Raw genomic sequence first — 16,906 nt, 5'->3', positions numbered from 1 at the left:
GTCCCGGTCCGCGCCGGGACCGCCTCGTGGTGCCGGCTCAGGCGGGGGAGACGGACAGCAGCTGACCGGCCAACCCGCGGGCGCGGGTGGACAGGCGCTTCGCCACGTCGTTGAGCACCTGGGCCGCCGGGGAGTCCGGCGCCTCGATGACCAGCGGCGTGCCGCTGTCGCCCGCTTCGCGCAGCCGGGTGTCCAGCGGCACCTGGCCCAGCAGCGGGACCTCCGAGCCCACCGCTCGGGTCAGCGAGTCGGCCACGATCCGGCCGCCGCCGCTGCCGAAGACCTCCATGCGCTGACCGTCGGGCAGCTCCATCCAGGACATGTTCTCCACGACGCCCGCCAGCCGCTGCCGGGTCTGCATCGCGATGGCGCCCGCGCGCTCGGCGACCTCCGCCGCGGCCTGCTGCGGCGTGGTCACGACCAGGATCTCCGCGTTGGGGATGAGCTGGGCGGTGGACAGCGCGACGTCGCCGGTGCCGGGCGGCAGGTCCAGCAGCAGCACGTCCAGGTCGCCCCAGAACACGTCTGACAGGAATTGCTGCAGCGCGCGGTGCAGCATCGGCCCGCGCCACACGACCGGCGTGTTGCCGGGGGTGAACATGCCGATGGAGATGACCTTCACGCCGTGCGCCTGCGGCGGCAGGATCATCTTCTCGACCTGGGTGGGCTTGCCGCTGGAACCGAGCATCCGGGGCACCGAGTGGCCGTAGATGTCGGCGTCGACGACGCCGACCGACAGGCCGCGCTTGGCCATCGAGGCGGCCAGGTTCACCGTGACGCTGGACTTGCCGACGCCGCCCTTGCCGGAGGCCACGCAGTACACCCGCGTCATCGAGCCGGGTTCGGCGAACGGGATGCGCGGCTCCTCGGAGTTGCCGCGCAGCTTCTTGCGGAGTTCGGAGCGCTGCTCGTCGCTCATCACGTCGAGCTCGACGGTCACGGCCCGGACGCCGTCGACGGCACCGACCGCGGCGTCGACCCGCTGGGTGATCGTCTCCTTCATCGGGCAGCCCTGCACCGTCAGGTACACCTCGACGGTGACCTGGCCTTCCTCGCCGATCGTCACGGCTTTGACCATGCCGAGCTCGGTGATCGGCTTGTGGATCTCCGGGTCCTCGACCTTGGTGAGGGCCTGGCGAACGGCCTCTTCCGTGGGAGCGGAGTGCGTGCTGGTCACGGTTGCGGTGACACCGACCCTTCCTGCGGCTGTGCTTGCCCTCGATGCTACGGACCGACCCTCGATGTTACGGGCCGGTAGCCCCGGAATCGCAGGCGAGGTGCGCAGCGGGTGACGACGGGGGTCTCCGCGCCGGGTGCCGCTCGGGTGCGCGGAAGCCGGTTGCGCGGGGCTGTGCGCTGGATTATTCCAAGCACCGGGTCCGACGTGCTCGCATCGTGAAATCCGGGGGCGCTTCGCAATCGTGTGACTGCCCTCCGTAGTATCACTCATCGTGACCGAGACGGGTCTTGATCGATTACCCACTCGTGGCGAGCTGCTGGCCTATCGAACCTTCCTGCGTGCGCACGCCCGCGTCACGCGCTGCCTGGAAGGGGATCTGATCGCCGAGCAGCGGCTGACGCTGGCCGCCTACGACGTGCTGCACGCGCTGTTCGAGGCGCCCGAGCGCAGACTGCGCATGACCGAGCTCGCGGACACCGTGCTGCTGTCCAGATCCGGGGTGACCCGGCTGGTCGACCGGTTGGAGCGGATCGGTCTGGTCAGTCGCGTCCGGGTCGATTCGGACGGCAGGGGAGTACTCGCAGTGATCACCGAGGCCGGCGAGGGGCGGTTGCGCACCGCATCCAGCACGCACCTCGGTGGAGTGACCCAGTACTTCCTTTCGGTGACCGAGCCGCGGGAGCTCGAAGAGTTCGCCCGCACCTGCGAAAAGCTCGCCGCGGGCGGGGTTCCGGCACCGCCGGGCCAACGCGCCCAAGCCTGAGCGCCGCAGCCGCGCGCGGATAATCCGATTAACGTCGGCCCGTGCCTGCGCGCCGGGTGGAGCGGCCCCGTCCAGGAACCCTCAGCGGTGGCCCTCCTCGTTGCCGTCGCCCGAGCCCTGGCGCCGCCGGCGCGCGCCCGCGCTCTCCGTGCCGGGCAGCTCGTCGCGCAGCCGGTCCAGCTCGACCCGCAGGTAATCGCGGGTCGCGACCTCACCGATGGCCAGCCGCAACGCGGCCAGCTCCCGCGCCAAGTACTCGGTGTCGGCCTTCGTCTGCTCGGCGCGCGCCCGGTCCTCCTCCAGCGAGACCCGGTCGCGGTCGTCCTGCCTGTTCTGCGCGAGCAGGATCAGCGGCGCCGCGTACGACGCTTGGGTGGAGAACGCGAGGTTCAGCAGGATGAACGGGTACGGATCCCACCGCAGCCCCACCGCGAACAGGTTCATCCCGATCCAGCTGATCACGAACACCGTCATCCAGAACAGGAACTTCCCGGTGCCGAGGAAGCGGGCGACGCGTTCGGAGACCTGGCCGAACAGCTCCGGGTCGAACTCCACGGCGAACCGGCGCGGCATCCGGGGCTGGTCCAGCCGCCGCCGGGAGAGCAGTTCAGGCATCGTCGCTCGCTTTCGGTGCGTCCGGGGAATGCGCGCCGGGCCGGTCGTCCCGGTCCGGCAAGCCGCTCTCCCGCCAGTTCTCCGGGAGCAGGTGGTCGAGCACGTCGTCCACGGTGACCGCGCCGATCAAGTGCTCCTCGTCGTCGAGCACCGGCCCGCACACCAGGTTGTACGCGGCGAAGTAGCGGGTCACCTCGGCCAGCGCGGCCGTCGGTGGCAAGCTCGCCAGGCTCGTGTCCAGCGCCCCCGCGACCAGCGTCGACGGCGGTTCCCGCAACAGCCGCTGGATGTGCACGCAACCCAAGTAGCGGCCGGTGGGCGTGGCCGACGGCGGGCGGCACACGAAGACCATGCTGGACAGCGCCACCGGCAGCTCCGGATTGCGGACCATCGCGAGCGCCTCGGCGATGGTGGCGTCCGGGCCGACGACGACGGGCTCCGGCGTCATCAACCCGCCCGCCGTGTCCGAGGAGTACTCCAGGAGCCGCTTCACCGGGGCGGACTCGGCGGGCTCCATGAGCTCCAGCAGCCGGTTCTTGTCCACCTCGGGGAGTTCCGCGAGCAGGTCCGCGGCGTCGTCCGGGCTCATCGCCTCCAGCACGTCGGCGGCCCGGTCCTCGCCGAGGTGGCCGATCAGGTCCTTCTGGTCGTCCTCCGGGAGCTCCTCGACGACGTCGGCGAGCCGTTCGTCGTCGAGCGCCTCCGCCACCTCGTAGCGGCGCTTGGCGGGCAGTTCGTGCAGCGTGCTGGCCACGTCGACGGCGCGCATCGTGTCCAGCAGCGCCAGCAGCTGCTCCACGCCCTGCGGCCGGTCGGTGAGCTCGGCGGCGGCGAGCCCGGTGATCTGATCCCACTCCAGCACCTGCACCGGCCCGCGACGGGCGAGCCGCCCGGTGCGCTCGCGCACCGCGAGCCTGCTGATCCGCCAATCGCGGGTGCGGGTCTGCTCCAGAGCGGCGTCCACCAGCACCGCGGACGCGCCGGAAGCGGCGACGGTGACCTTCGCGTCGAGGAGCTGACCGAGCACCAGGACCTCGTTGGGGCGCTGGTGGAACTGCCGGGTGTTGACCGAACCGGTGGCGAGGGTGACCGCGTTGGGTTCGAAGCGCACCACCCGGAGCATCGGCACGAAGATCCGCCGCCGCGCCGCCATCTCCATCACGATGCCCAGCACCCGCGGCGGCTGGTGCGCGGTGCTCAGCCCGGCGACGACGTCGCGGACCTTGCCGATGGACTCGCCGTCCGGCCCGAACACGGCGAGTCCGGCTACTCGTGCCGCGTACACCCTGGTCGCTGCCACGCCGATCAGGCTAGTCGGCTGTAGGTGGTGGGGCAGTTGCGGCGTTGTCGGGGTCGTTTTGGCGTGGGGGTCGGGTGGCGGAACCTCAGTGGCTTCCTCGCGAGGACAGCTTTTCCCTCGCGGAGCCACTCGGGAAAAAGATCCCGCAGCGAGGAAGCCACTGAGAACCCGCGGGTGGTCGGCTTCTTGACGTGGGCCATGTGCTTCGCACATACAGGCACGGCTTCGCCGCAAGGCAGGCTTGCTTCGCAGCCCAACTGCACGGCTTCGCCGCAAAGGCACGGCCTTCGGCCGCTGGGTGAGCGTGGTTTGTTCGTTCTTCGTGGGTTTGCTGCGGCTCTTGGGGGAGCGGGGTCACGGCTGTGGGGGTTGTCGGCGTGGTAGATACCTCTGTGCCCGTTCTATGAGGAGGAACTCGTGGTCGATCGTCGACGTGCCCGCCGTAGCTGTCTGGCCGTGCCCGGCTCCAGCGCGAAGATGATCGACAAGGCGCGCGGGCTGGCGGTGGACTCGTTCTTCCTGGACCTGGAGGACGCGGTCGCGCCGCTGGCGAAGGCCGAGGCGCGCGGCCGGGTGGCTGCGGCGCTCAACGAGGGCGGCTGGGACGGCAAGATCCGTTCCGTACGGGTCAACGACCTCACCTCGGAGTGGACCTACCGGGACGTGGTGGAGGTCGTCGAAGGCGCCGGGGCGAACCTGGACACGATCGTGCTGCCGAAGGTCTCCAGCCCCGACCACGTGCGCTGGCTGGACCTGACGCTGACCCAGATCGAACGCGCCACCGGCCTGGAAGTCGGCCGGATCGGCATCGAAGCGCAGATCGAGGACGCGCGCGGCCTGGTCGAAGTGGACGCGATCGTCGCCGCCTCGCCCCGGATCGAGGCGCTGATCTTCGGCCCGGCCGACTTCATGGCCTCGATCAACATGCGGTCGATGGTCGTCGGCGAGCAACCGCCCGGCTACGACGTGGGCGACGCCTACCACTACGTGCTGATGCGGATGCTGATGGCGGCGCGGGCGCACGACGTGCAGGCCATCGACGGCCCCTACCTGGCGATCAAGGACGTGGACGGGCTGCGCCGGGTCGGCGGCCGGTCGGCGGCGCTGGGCTTCGACGGGAAGTGGGTGCTGCACCCGGCGCAGGTGGACGCGGTCAACGAGCTGTTCTCGCCGCGCCAGGAGGACTACGACCACGCGGAGAACGTGCTGGCCGCCTACGACTGGCACACCTCGGAGGCGGGCGGCAAGCGCGGTGCGGCGATGCTCGGCGACGAGATGATCGACGAGGCGTCCCGGAAGATGGCGCTGGTCATCGCGGGCAAGGGGCGGGCGGCGGGCATGTCCCGCACCGACGAGTGGACGCCGCCCGCCGCCGGTTGAGCCGCCGGGTTCGAGCGGAGCGGCGGGGCGACGCGCCCGGCCCCGGAACACCCGTCGCGGCGGCCTGCCTGGGCACGCGCGTCCTGACGCCCGTGTGGACGATCCCGGAGCCGGTGCGGCGCGGTACGTTCTGATCAAGAGCGATCGTCGGGTTCCTCCGCGGAACGAGCCGTGCCGAGGTCTTTCCCGGCGTGCGAGTCGACCGAGGGGGCGGCGGCATGGCCGACGAGGACCTGACCCGCGGCGACCCCGCCGAGAGCGGGGCGACCGGCGACGGGCGGGCCGGCGGTGGCACCACGGGGGAGGCGGCCGGTCGGCATCGGGCCGAAGGCGGCGGAGCGGGCGCGGACTCCGGCGGCGAACCCGCTTCCGGCGCGGGCGACGCCGAGAACGACCAGGAACTCCGCTTGGCGCTGGCGATGCGCGGCGGGGCCAGCCTCGCGGTATGGATCGGCGGCGCCGTCGCCGAGATCGACCTGCTGCGCTGCGCGACGTCCGGCACGCCCCCGCCCGGGACGGCGAAGCCGAACCCGGAACCGGACGACGAGCACCCGTGGGCGGCGCTGGCCGGGCTCGCGGGCTACGACTCGGTGTCCGTGGACGTGCTGGCCGGTGCCTCGGCGGGCGGGCTGAACGCGACCCTGCTGTCCGCCTCGATCGTCTACGGCATGCCGTTCGAGGACATGCGCGAGCTGTGGGTGCGCCTGGCGGACCTGGAGGCGATGTGCCGCGCGGTGCCGAAGTTCTGGCAGCGCAGGCCGGATTCCCTGCTGGAGGGCGACGCCTACTTCCGCGCCGAGCTCGCGAGGCTGATCAGCGAGCTGACCCCGGCCCCCGAGGACGCCCGCAACCTGGGCGACCGGCTGGACCTGCTGCTGACCGCGACCCTGCTGGACCCGGTGCTGGAGCGGCACTTCGACGGCAGGTCGGGGCCGCTGACCGAGCAGCGCCGCACCGCCTCGTTCCGCTTCCGGCACCGGGGCCGCTCCGGGCAGCCGCTGTCGGACTTCGGCACCGGCAAGGAATTCCCGGCGACCGCGCTGCGCCTGGCGCAGGCCGCACGCGCCACCTCGTCGTTCCCGTTCGCCTTCGAACCGGCGCAGGTGCACTCCAGCACCGGCGCGCCGCCACCCGGCGAACCGGACATGTTCGGGGTGTTCTCCGAGAACACCGCGGATCCCCGGCCGTTCCGGGTGATCGACGGCGGGGTGCTGGACAACATCCCCGTCACCGCGGCGGTGGAGGCGATGGCCGCGGTGCCCACCGAACGCCCCAGCGCGCGCTGGCTGCTGTACCTGAACCCGGAACCGGAGACCGTCGGCGAAGGCAGGCCGCTGAGCCGCCAGCTGGCGTTGCCGGTGGTGTCCACCGCGATGAGCGCGCGCATGTCGCAGGAGTCGCTGCTGGCCGACATCCACGCGCTCGACGAGCACAACGCCGCCGTGCAGCGCACTGAACTGCGCCGCAGATCGGTGTTCGCGCCGCTGCTGCCCGCAGCCCCGGCGGAGCGGGAAGCGGTGCTGTTCTCCCAGGCCGGGCAGGTCGAGGCCGAGTACGCGGTGGTGCGCGCGGAGCTCGACGCCCAAGCGGTGCTGCGGTTGCTGGTGGAGCCGGCGGGCACTGAGGACGGCAGGCTGCTGCCGCCGGTGGTCGGGGACCCGCTGGAGGGCTGGTCGCCGCAGGTCCGCACCGTGCTGGGCAGGCGGCTGGCGGCGGGGCTGGCCGAGCTAGCCGCGGCGGAACCTGATCGGGTCTTCGACGACGTGCGCGGACTGTCGTCCGGGGTGCAGGAATGCTTGGACTGGGCGCGGGACATCGGCCGCTGGGCCAGCCCGGAGCAGCTGCCGTTGATCGGCCGCTGCAAGGCGGCGCTGTACCGGCTGCGCACGTTCGCCGAGGTCCTGGAGGGGCACGCGGACCGCTACTGGATCAACGGCGCCGTCCTGGAACCGATCGTCGAGCTGGGCGAGCTCGCGGACTGGGTGCTGCGGGTCGCCGAGCGCCGCGAGCGGATGCAGCACCGGTTGCCGTCGCCGGTGCGACCGCTGCTGGGCGCGGTGCTCAACGAGGTCGAGCAGGACGGCCGCTTCCAGCGCGCGCTGGAGGAGTTCGCCGCCGAACTCGCGTCCATGGCCGACACCTCGGGCGCCGACGCGGTGCCGTGGGACGAGAACGGGGTGGACGCGGTGGCCGAGGCCCGCGTCGTGCTGCACCGGATCGCGGACCGGATCGCCGCCGCCGCGCCGCCGCGCACCCACGTCGAATCCCCCGCGCAGATCGGCTACGGCCTGCTGGAGCGCACCGACCGCCGCCCGGCCGTGCTGCGCGCGCTGGTCGTGCTCACCGCGCCGCTGGACGTGGGTCGCTCGCCGGGCGACCGGATCAACTTCCTCCGGGTCGTGGGGGACGCGCCGTCACCGCTGCCGTTCGACGCGCTGCGGGTGGCCCGCGAACTGCGCGTCGAGGACAAGGTGCGCGGCGGCGACCTGGGCAACTTCGGGGCGTTCTTGTCCGCGCGGTGGCGCGCTAACGACTGGATGTGGGGCCGGTTGGACGCGGCGTCGGCGCTGGTCGGATTGCTGCTGGTGCCCGCCCGGCTGCTGCGCCACAGCGCCGGGCTCGGCCCGGAGGGCATCGCGCAGCGGCTGCGCGCCATCGTCACCACCCCGACCCGCGCGGAGCTCGGCGACGTGGCCGGCTCGGAGCGCTGGCAGAGCTTCCTGACGGAGCTGTGGGAGCGGCGGGCCGACCAGGTGCGGGCGGAGCTGGCGGCGATGTTCGCCGACCCCGTCGACGAGCACCCGCTGACCGAGACGAAGGCGCTGGTCGTGGAGCGGCTGCACTGGACGATCGCGGCGCAGGAGCTGCCCTTCGTGGCCACCGTCGCGACCGGCGCCGATCCGGGCGAGCCCCGGCTGCCGGACATCCCGGAGCCGCAGCGGCTCACCCGGGACGTGCGGCGCTACGCGGTGGGGCGCCAGCGCGTCGAGGACCTCGGCGAGCCCCGGCTCGCTTCGGTCGCGACCAGGTCGGCCCTGCTGGCCTACCGGGCGGTCCGACCGGGCACGGCCGGGGTGCTGCGGCTGCTCGGCCGAGTGGCGATGACCGTGGTCAAGCCGGTGCTGCTGCTGGTGGTGCTGGCCGTGGCGGCACCGCGGCGGGTGGCGCTGGTGCTCTTCCTCGGTGCCGGCGCGGTCGTGCTCAGCGGGGTCGCGCCCGTCGGGGCGCCGTACGCGCAGGAGTACTCGCTGACCTGCCCGGCGGGGCGGCCACCACCGGACGCCACGATGTCCTGCCTGCTCAACGAGCCCGCGACGGCGATCGGCGCGCGGATCGCGGTGGTGCCGCCCGACTCCTCGGCGGTGTCGGTGCTGCGGCCGTTCACCTACGACCCGTTCGTGATCAATGTGGGCGTGCTGCTGGCGCTGCTGGTCGCCGCGGTGTCGGCGCTGTGGCTCGGGTTCCGGTTGCTGAGCCGCGGCAAGGGGCTCGCCCGGTGGCTGCCCGCGGTGTTCATCGCCGCGGCGTTGACGGCGGCCCTGCTGTGGACGGCGAGCACCGGGTTCACCCTCGGCCCGCAAGGCCTGGTGGTGGCGGCGGTTGCGCTGACCTGGCTGGGGTCGCTGGGCCTGCGCCCGTGGGGCCGGGCGGTCGCCGCGGCCGTGTCGGCGGTGGTGTTCGCCGGGGCGCTGTGGCTGGCGGAGCCCGCGGTCGGCGCCGTCGCCTGGTTGCTGCCCGCGTCGATCGTCGCCGCCTACGCGCACGTGGTGCTGCTCTCGACGGTGGACCTGCTGCGTCCCCGGCCGCGCCCGCAGCGTTCCGAACCCGGCGGCCGCCCCGGCCCGAGCCCGGATTCCGCCCGATCGGATGCCGCGCGCGCGGCTCCGGCCACGGGCGGGTGAGCACTACGATCCGAGGGGTGAGCGACTTCCCGGCAACGGCGGATCCGACGCCGGAGGGCACCCCGTACCACCTCCTCGCCCGCGATTCCCGGCACCGGTGGTGGACGCCGCTGCTGGCGCTGCTGTTCGGCGCGGTGCTCGCGTTCGTGCTGCTGCTGGTCGCCATGGTGCTGCTGGGCCTGTTCGTGCTGTACCCGGCGGGGTTCGGCGAGTTCCGGCTGGCGTCGCTGTGGCTGAACCCGGATTACGTCGAAGCGGTGGTGCGCGATCCGTTCGTGCTGCTGTACGTGTCGTTCGGGGCGCTGGCCGCGCTGATCCCGGCGGTGATGCTGGCCGTGCTGTGGGCGCAGCGGCGGAGCCCGCGGCAGCTCATCGGCGTGACCGGGCGGATGCGCTGGCGGTGGCTCGGCGAATGCCTGCTGGCCGCGGTGGCCGTGTTCGCCGTGGCGTTCGCGATCTCCGCGGTGCTGACCTGGGCCGCCGGACGCTCCAGCGGACCGGGTTTCCCGGGCTGGGCCGACTACGCGCGGATCGTGGCGCTGGCCGTCCTGATCGTGCCGTTCCAGAGCGCGGCGGAGGAGTTCGCCTTCCGCGGTTTCCTGCTCCAGACCCTGACCGCGTGGTTCCGCACGCCGTGGCCCGCGATCGTGATCACCTCGGTGCTGTTCCTGCTCGGCCACGGCTACACCGATCCGCTGGTGTGGTGCGAGCTGCTGGTGATGGCCGTCGCGATGTGCTGGCTGACGCTGCGCACCGGCGGCCTGGAGGCGGCGATCGCGCTGCACGTGGCGAACAACAGCCTCAGCGTGCTGGTCAGCGGCCTGTCCGGGGTGCCGGGCATCGAGCAGGCCGGTGACTTCGCGGTGGGCGACGTGCTGCCGTTCATCGCGGCGGTGCTGGCGTACGGCTGGTGGGTGGACCGCAGGGCGGCGCAGCGGGGGGAGTGGACCGTCACCGGCGGGCGGGTGCCGCTGAACCCGTGGTCGTTGCGCGCGGAGACCCAAGACGATCTCCGGGCCGGGGTGACGAGGTAGCCTGGAGGCAGGGACGATAGGGGACGAATCGGGCCCTTGCCGATCCTGCTAGGTAGTGCGCTCCACGGAGGTGTCAGCGGTGTCTTCCCCGTTTTCCGGCTCGGCTCGGCCGGCGCCGGGTTCACCGAGCAGCATGCCCATCCCGCCGACGGGATGGCCGATCGGCTCGTACGGCACGTACGAGGAAGCGCAGCGCGCTGTCGACCACCTCGCCGGCTCCGACTTCCCGGTCCGGGAGGTCACCATCGTCGGCGTCGACCTGATGCTCGTGGAGCGGATCACCGGCAAGCTCACCTGGGGCAAGGTGATCGCGGGCGGCGCCGCCTCCGGAGCGTGGATCGGCCTGCTCATCGGCCTGGTCATGAGCATCGCGACACCGCCCGGCACGGGCGCGCTGAGCTCGATGCTGGCCGCCCTGGGAGGTGGCGTCGTGATCGGCATCGGCTTCGCCGTCGCCGGGTACCTCGCGATGCGGGGGCGCCGGGACTTCTCCTCGGCGAGCCAGCTCGTCGCGGGCCGCTACGACGTGCTCGCCCAGCCCCGCCACGCCGAGCACGGCCGCAACCTGCTGGCCCACCTGGCGATGCGGCCGCAGACCTCCCAGTGAGCCGGGCCGGGGTCAACCGCCGTAGTGGTAGCGGCACGCGGCGACCTGGATCTGGTCTTCTTGCAGCCGGTACACGAGGCGGTGTTCGTCGGTGATCCGGCCGAACCCGTGGAAGCCGTGCTTGAGCGGCTCCGGCTTACCGATTCCCTCATTGCCGTTCCGCTCCACGTCCTTCAGCAGCGTGTTGATCCGCTTGAGGACTTTGCGGTCTTGAGTCCGCCACCAGACGTAGTCGTCCCAGGCGTTCTCATCCCAGACCGACTTCACTCGATGAGTTCCCGAGTCGTGCCCCCGCCGTGCTCGAGGCGATCGATGGAGGCGAGCACACGACGCGCGTTCTCCGGGCTCTTGAGCAGGTAAGCCGTTTCCTTCAGCGACTCGTAGTCATCGAGCGCGACCATGACCACTGGTTCGTGTCCGGATCGGATGATCACCACTTCCTCGCGATCGTCGACAACGGAGTTGAGGGTCTCGGCGTACTTCGCGCGCGACTCCGAGTACGACATCGTCTTCACAAGCCACCTCCTATGCGTACGGAAAGTTGTACTCCTGGTGTGGAGCTGGGCGGAAGCGTCGGTGTCGAGCGGCGTTCCCGCATCCTGGCCCGCTCCGCGCCACCGGCCGTCCTCGCCACCGCTGGAATGCGGGTTCGCTGCGCCGATAGGGGTATTGCCGGAGTCGATCAACGCGCCTAGGTTGCTCTCACCCGCATCGGGCCGTCGGTGCGGTCCGTTGCGTGCGATGGGGCGCGGGCATTCGGCCGCAGCCGCACCGGCGCGAGACGTCTGGGAGGCCGACGACGGTGAGGGTGCGAGAACGCGATCGGGGCGCGGTCCGGCGGGCCGTGGCGTTGGGGCTGGCGGTGGCCGCCGCGGCGGGCGTGACGGCGTGCGCGCCGCCGCAGAGCGCGAACACGGTGAACCTCTACTACGCGCCCGAGGAGAACCTGCAGACGGTCGTCGACAAGTGCAACGACCAGGCCCAGGGCCGTTTCAAGATCGTCTACCACAAGCTGCCGCGCGACGCGGACGGGCAGCGCGAGCAGATGGTGCGCAGGCTCGCCGCGCAGGACGACGGGATGGACGTCCTCGGCCTGGACACCACGTGGACCGCCGAGTTCGCGCGGGCGGGCTGGGTCCGGGAGTGGACCGGCGAGGACCGGGAGCAGGCCGAAGCGGGCACGCTCGCCGGACCGCTGGAATCCGCGCGCTACGGCGGGAAGCTGTTCGGGGCGCCGAAGAACACCAACGTCCAGCTGCTCTGGTACCGCTCGGACGTGGTGCGGACACCCCCGCGGACCTGGGACGACATGATCGAGCAGGCGCGGCGGCTGAAAGCCGAGGGCCGTCCGTCGACGATCCTGATCCCCGGCGCCCAGTTCGAGGGCTACGTGGTGCAGTACAACACGCTGCTGGCCTCCGCCGGGGGCAGGCTCATCTCCGACGACGGCACCCGCGCCGTCGTCGACGAGGGCGCGGTCCGGGCGTTGGAGCAGCTCAAGGCGCTCGCCGACTCCGGGCTGACCAGCCCGTCCATGTCCAACGCGCAGGAGGACGACATCCGGCTCGAATTCCAGCAGGGCGAGGCGGCGTTCCAGCTCAACTGGCCGTTCGTCTACCCGTCCATGCAGGAGGACGCGCCGGACGTCGCCCGCAACGTCCACTGGGCCCGCTACCCGAGTTCTGATCCGGACCGGCCAAGCAAGGTGACCATCGGCGGGTTCAACCTCGCGGTCAGCAGGTACTCGCCGCGCCCGGCGGCCTCCTTCGACGCCGCGCTGTGCCTGCGCAGCGCCGAGAGCCAGCGGTTCTCCGCGGTCGAGGACGGACTGCCGCCCACCATCGAATCGGTCTACTCCGGACCGGAGATGGCCGCGGAGTACCCGATGCGCGACACCATCCTGGAGGAGTTGCGGGATCCGGCGATCCGCCCGATCACCCCGGCGTACCAGAACGTCTCGACGGTGCTGTCGAAGCTGCTGTCCCCGGCCTCGGCGATCGACCCGCCGCGCACCGCCGAGCGGATGCGCACCGAGGTGCAGAACGCCCTCGACTCGCAGGGAGTGATGCCCTGATGTCCACGACGGACGCGGCCGGGCGCGCGGAGCGCAGGCTGGGCTGGGCGTTGTGCGCGCCGGCCGCGCTGGTGATGGTCGCCGTCACCGGCTGGCCGATCCTGTACGCGGTGTGGCTCTCGTTCCAGCGCTACGACCTGAAGTACCCCGACCAGCGCGAGTTCGTCGGCCTGGACAACTACGTCACGGTGCTCGGCAACCAGTACTGGTGGACGGCGTTCGGCGTCACCGTGCTCATCACGGTCGCCCAGCTGGTGATCGAATTCGTGCTGGGCATGGCGCTGGCGCTGATCATGCACCGGGCGCTGATCGGCCGGGGACTGGTGCGCACGGTCAGCCTCATCCCGTACGGGATCGTCACCGTCGTCGCCGCGTTCAGCTGGCGCTACGCGTGGACACCGGACACCGGGTACCTGGCGAACCTGTTCACCGACGGCGCGCCGCTGACCGAACGGGCCTCCGCGCTGGCGATCATCGTCGTCGCCGAGGTGTGGAAGACGACGCCGTTCATGGCGCTGCTGCTGATGACCGGGCTCGCCCTGGTGCCGGAGGACATGCTGGAGGCGGCGCAGATCGACGGCGCCTCGCGGTGGCAGCGGTTCACCCAGGTCATGCTGCCGGTGATGAAGCCGGCGATCCTCGTCGCGCTGCTGTTCCGCACGCTCGACGCGTTCCGCGTCTTCGACAACATCGTGGTGCTCACCGACGGGGCGCAGGACACCTCCTCGGTGTCGGTGCTGGCCTACAACAACCTGATCAAAGGACTCAACCTCGGCATCGGCTCCACGATGTCCGTGCTGATCTTCCTCGCGGTGGCGCTGATCGCGTTCCTGTTCGTGAAGCTGTTCGGCACCGCCGCGCCCGGCGCCGACGACGACGGGAGGCGCTGATGACCCGCCGTGCGAGGAAACCCGCCGACACGGCCAAGTGGACCGTGCTCAACGCGGTCGTGGTGCTCTACGCGCTGGTGCCGGTGCTGTGGATCGTGTCGCTGTCGTTCAAGACCTCCGCCGGTCTCAGCGACGGCAGGTTCATCCCGGCCGAGTGGACGCTGGAGAACTACGCGGCGATCTTCCGGACGGGGGAGTTCCTGCGCGCGCTGCTGAACTCCATCGGCATCGCGCTGATCGCCACCGCGATCGCCGTGGTCCTGGGCACCATGGCCGCGTACGCGATCGCGCGGCTGACGTTCCCCGGCAAGCGCCTGCTGGTCGGGGTGTCGCTGCTCATCGCGATGTTCCCGCAGGTGTCGCTGGTGTCGCCGCTGTTCGAGATCGAACGGGCGCTCGGGCTGTTCGACACGTGGCCCGGCCTGATCCTGCCGTACATCACGTTCTCGCTGCCGCTGGCGATCTACACGCTCTCGGCGTTCTTCCGGGAGATCCCGTGGCAGCTGGAGGAGGCGGCCACCATGGACGGGGCCACTCCGGGGCAGGCGTTCCGGAAGGTGATCGCGCCGCTGGCCGCGCCGGGCGTGTTCACCACGGCGATCCTGGTGTTCATCTTCTGCTGGAACGACTTCCTGTTCGCCATCTCGCTCACCTCCACCGAGGCGTCCCGCACGGTGCCGGTGGCGTTGCAGTTCTTCACCGGCGACTCGCAGTTCGAGGACCCGACCGGGACGATCGCCGCCGCGGCCGTGGTGATCACGATCCCGATCATCCTGTTCGTGCTGTTCTTCCAGCGCAGGATCGTCTCCGGCCTCACCTCGGGAGCCGTCAAGGAGTGAGCCGGCGGACCGTTCGTCCCACGAGAAGGGGCGAACGGTCCGTTCACTCCGGCACTGTCGATCAGGGACCTGCGAACTCTTGGACCCAGTAGTGGCCGTAGCTGCTGTTCGGGTCGAAGGCGTGCCCCACGCCGATCCGGGTGTAGGCGCAGTTCTGGATGTTCGCCCGGTGACCGGGGCTGGTCATCCACTGGTGGAACGTCGCGGCGGGCGAGGCGTTGCCCGCGGCGATGTTCTCCGCCGTCGCGCCGCTGAGCCGCGCGAGCACCCGCCCGGCGGCGTCGGAGTGGGCGAAGAAGTCGTGCACGGCCATGTCGACGGCGTGCGCCTGCGCCGAGCGTTCCAGGTCGGGGAACGGGGCCAGCGGCCCGCACCCGGCTTCGGCGCGGACCGCGTTCGTGCGGTCCACGACCTCCGCGGTGACGACGTCCATCCGGTCCGCGTGCGCGGACGGGACGACCATCGCGGAGGCGCTCAGCAGCGCGCACAGCAGGATCGGTCGGACGGAGCCGCGCCAGCGGAAGGCGGGCGAGCCGGGCATCGACCGGGGAAGAACGAACATCCGCACCACTCCTCGAAGACAGCGGTCCCAGGTGCGGACAGTTCTAACCTGCTTTTCGGCGTGCCGGTCCGGGAATCCACGCAACGGGTGATCCGCGCTGCGCGGCGGATCACCCGAACGGGATTCGGAAAATCGTCGTCCACAGTGGACGAATCGGATCACATCTGCTGCGCGATGATGATGAACAGCGTCAGGATCCAGCCCATGATCAGGGTGGTGAGCACGGCGAGCTTGTTGGTGGCGAGACGAGTCATGGCGGTGCCTCCCGGCAGCGTGAGAAATGATCGAGAACGAGCTGTCGTCTCACGATGTGGGGGCGGCGACGCCGCAACGAGGGTCAGCGCATGGAGCCCATGCGCGGCGAGGCGGACATCGCGTCCCACATCGCGCCGGGTTTTCGCCCCCGGCGCGGCACGGGACTTCGCCCCGGAGCCACGTTCCCCGAACCGGTCACGGGCAGCCTGCGGGTGAACACCCGGCGCCCCATCGCGCTGCGACGCGGTCCGTTGAACCGCACGACGATCGGCATGGCCACCTCCTCACTTCTCCCGACGCGCACCGGAGTCAGCACGGTGGCGGTTGTTCGGCGGGAACGCTCGCGGTGGGAAACCGCGGCCGTCGAACCTCTGCGCACTACATCGCTCGAATGATCGAAAACGTTACAGCGCACCATCAGAGCCACTTGTTCCTGCGGAATATCTTGAACAGCGTCAAGCAGGCCAGCATCATCACCAGCAGCGTCGCCGGATATCCGAATTTCCACTGCAATTCGGGCATCACGTCGAAGTTCATCCCGTAGATCCCGGCGATCATCGTCGGCGTCGATACGATCGCGACCCACGCCGAGATCTTGCGCATGTCGGTGTTCTGCTGGAGCGTGATCTTGGCCAGGGTCGCGTCGACCAGCGTGGTCAGCAGCTCGTCGAAGGACGCCACCCGCTCCGAGACCGTCGTCAGGTGGTCCTCGACGTTGCGGAAGTAGGAGCGGACCTCCTCCGGCACCATCGGCGTATAGCCCTCGGCGAGCCGCTGCAGCGGCCGGGCCAGCGGCATCACGGCGCGCCGCAGCTCCATGACCTCGCGCTTCATCAGGTAGATCTGCTCGGCCTCGATCTTGGTGCGCGGAGCGAAGACCGCCGCTTCCATGTCGTCGATGTCGTCCTGGATGGCCTCGGTGACCTCCAGGTAGGTGTCCACGACGTGGTCGGCGATGCCGTGCAGCACCGCAGCGGGCCCCAGCTGCAACTGCTCCGGATCGGTCTCCAGCTGCGCGCGCACCTGCCCGAGGCTGGCGTGCTTGCCGTGCCGCACCGTGATCACGAAGTCGCGGCCGACGAAGGCCATCAGCTCGCCGCTCTCGACGATCTCGCTGGTGGCCGTCAGCTTCTCGTTGTCGATGTAGCGCACCGTCTTGAGGACCATGAACAGCGTGCTGTCGTAGCGCTCCAGCTTCGGCCGCTGGTGCGCGTGCACGGCGTCCTCGACCGCGAGCTCGTGCAGCCCGAAGGTCTCGGCCAGCACGTTGAGCTGGGATTCGTCCGGTTCGTGCAGGCCGATCCAGACGAAGCCGGTGCCGCGCCTGCGTACCTCGTCGATCGCTTCGGCGTGTGACCACGTGCCGGACAAGCGCACGCCGTCGACGTAGACGCCGCAGTCGATGACGTAAGCCGGGGGAGCGGCGGGAACCGGGGTGACTCGGCCGTTGTTGCGGGCCGCGCGGTTGCGCAGGCCGAGCGAGGGAAGGCTGGGCACGGCGACCT

The 16,906-nt window shown here is 71.0% G+C and carries 16 protein-coding genes; 8 read left to right on the top strand and 8 right to left on the bottom strand.

The window, feature by feature from the left end; all coding sequences use genetic code 11:
* Positions 1–37: 37 nt before the first annotated feature.
* Positions 38–1,177, bottom strand: coding sequence for a P-loop NTPase (locus tag ACWD38_RS05750; protein WP_184476981.1), 1,140 nt, complete (start codon positions 1,175–1,177; stop codon positions 38–40).
* Between the two features lie 274 nt (positions 1,178–1,451).
* Here ACWD38_RS05750 and ACWD38_RS05745 point away from each other — a divergent pair, with 274 nt between their 5' ends.
* Complete coding sequence (locus ACWD38_RS05745) at positions 1,452–1,943, top strand: MarR family winged helix-turn-helix transcriptional regulator (protein ID WP_184476983.1); 492 nt, start codon at positions 1,452–1,454, stop codon at positions 1,941–1,943.
* Positions 1,944–2,024: 81 nt separating this feature from the next.
* On the opposite strand, the gene ACWD38_RS05740 is transcribed toward ACWD38_RS05745, so the two are convergent.
* Complete coding sequence (locus tag ACWD38_RS05740) at positions 2,025–2,558, bottom strand: DUF1003 domain-containing protein (protein WP_184476985.1); 534 nt, start codon at positions 2,556–2,558, stop codon at positions 2,025–2,027.
* Positions 2,551–3,858: a magnesium transporter MgtE N-terminal domain-containing protein gene (locus tag ACWD38_RS05735; protein ID WP_266092339.1), complete on the bottom strand. Its 1,308-nt coding sequence runs from the start codon at positions 3,856–3,858 to the stop codon at positions 2,551–2,553. The genes ACWD38_RS05740 and ACWD38_RS05735 overlap by 8 nt, the downstream gene beginning before the upstream one ends.
* A 417-nt stretch (positions 3,859–4,275) precedes the next feature.
* On the opposite strand from ACWD38_RS05735, the gene ACWD38_RS05730 reads away from it, so the two are divergent.
* The 4 genes from ACWD38_RS05730 (at position 4,276) to ACWD38_RS05715 (ending at position 10,781) form a co-directional block, all read left to right on the top strand.
* The gene (locus ACWD38_RS05730; RefSeq protein WP_184476987.1) at positions 4,276–5,238 is read left to right on the top strand and encodes an aldolase/citrate lyase family protein; all 963 of its coding nucleotides are present in this window, start codon (positions 4,276–4,278) and stop codon (positions 5,236–5,238) included.
* A gap of 191 nt (positions 5,239–5,429) precedes the next feature.
* Positions 5,430–9,140, top strand: a complete 3,711-nt coding sequence (locus ACWD38_RS05725; RefSeq protein ID WP_450123450.1) for a patatin-like protein — start codon at positions 5,430–5,432, stop codon at positions 9,138–9,140.
* Between the two features lie 17 nt (positions 9,141–9,157).
* Positions 9,158–10,174 carry a CPBP family glutamic-type intramembrane protease gene (locus ACWD38_RS05720; protein WP_184476989.1) on the top strand — a complete coding sequence of 339 codons (1,017 nt, stop codon included), beginning with the start codon at positions 9,158–9,160 and terminating at the stop codon, positions 10,172–10,174.
* A gap of 79 nt (positions 10,175–10,253) precedes the next feature.
* Positions 10,254–10,781: a general stress protein gene (locus tag ACWD38_RS05715; protein ID WP_450123449.1), complete on the top strand. Its 528-nt coding sequence runs from the start codon at positions 10,254–10,256 to the stop codon at positions 10,779–10,781.
* A gap of 12 nt (positions 10,782–10,793) precedes the next feature.
* On the opposite strand, the gene ACWD38_RS05710 is transcribed toward ACWD38_RS05715, so the two are convergent.
* Together ACWD38_RS05710 and ACWD38_RS05705 are read right to left on the bottom strand one after the other, a co-directional pair.
* Positions 10,794–11,048, bottom strand: coding sequence for a Txe/YoeB family addiction module toxin (locus ACWD38_RS05710; RefSeq protein ID WP_450123448.1), 255 nt, complete (start codon positions 11,046–11,048; stop codon positions 10,794–10,796).
* A complete protein-coding gene (locus ACWD38_RS05705; RefSeq protein WP_450123447.1) occupies positions 11,045–11,467 on the bottom strand; it encodes a type II toxin-antitoxin system Phd/YefM family antitoxin in 423 nt (140 codons plus the stop codon). The genes ACWD38_RS05710 and ACWD38_RS05705 overlap by 4 nt, the downstream gene beginning before the upstream one ends.
* A 116-nt stretch (positions 11,468–11,583) precedes the next feature.
* Here ACWD38_RS05705 and ACWD38_RS05700 point away from each other — a divergent pair, with 116 nt between their 5' ends.
* From ACWD38_RS05700 to ACWD38_RS05690, 3 genes are read left to right on the top strand one after another with little or no spacing between them, the layout of a single operon-like run.
* The gene (locus ACWD38_RS05700; RefSeq protein WP_425503516.1) at positions 11,584–12,855 is read left to right on the top strand and encodes an ABC transporter substrate-binding protein; all 1,272 of its coding nucleotides are present in this window, start codon (positions 11,584–11,586) and stop codon (positions 12,853–12,855) included.
* Complete coding sequence (locus ACWD38_RS05695; protein WP_184476997.1) at positions 12,855–13,745, top strand: carbohydrate ABC transporter permease; 891 nt, start codon at positions 12,855–12,857, stop codon at positions 13,743–13,745. Before ACWD38_RS05700 ends, ACWD38_RS05695 begins: the two co-directional genes overlap by 1 nt.
* Positions 13,745–14,584, top strand: a complete 840-nt coding sequence (locus ACWD38_RS05690) for a carbohydrate ABC transporter permease (protein WP_184476999.1) — start codon at positions 13,745–13,747, stop codon at positions 14,582–14,584. Before ACWD38_RS05695 ends, ACWD38_RS05690 begins: the two co-directional genes overlap by 1 nt.
* 61 nt (positions 14,585–14,645) lie before the next feature.
* Here the strand turns inward: ACWD38_RS05690 and ACWD38_RS05685 are convergent, their stop codons facing one another.
* From ACWD38_RS05685 to corA, 3 genes are all read right to left on the bottom strand, one after another.
* Positions 14,646–15,146, bottom strand: coding sequence for a CAP domain-containing protein (locus tag ACWD38_RS05685; RefSeq protein ID WP_450123446.1), 501 nt, complete (start codon positions 15,144–15,146; stop codon positions 14,646–14,648).
* Between the two features lie 337 nt (positions 15,147–15,483).
* Entirely contained in the window at positions 15,484–15,675 is a 192-nt protein-coding gene (locus ACWD38_RS05680; RefSeq protein WP_184477003.1) for a hypothetical protein, read from the bottom strand.
* Positions 15,676–15,818: 143 nt separating this feature from the next.
* Positions 15,819–16,898, bottom strand: coding sequence for a magnesium/cobalt transporter CorA (gene corA, locus ACWD38_RS05675; RefSeq protein WP_450123445.1), 1,080 nt, complete (start codon positions 16,896–16,898; stop codon positions 15,819–15,821).
* Between the last annotated feature and the right edge of the window lie 8 nt (positions 16,899–16,906).

It is taken from the genome of Saccharopolyspora sp. NPDC002578, assembly GCF_053592695.1.
The sequence above is the reverse complement of the archived record's forward strand: the minus strand, read 5'-3'. Positions and strand labels throughout refer to the sequence as shown.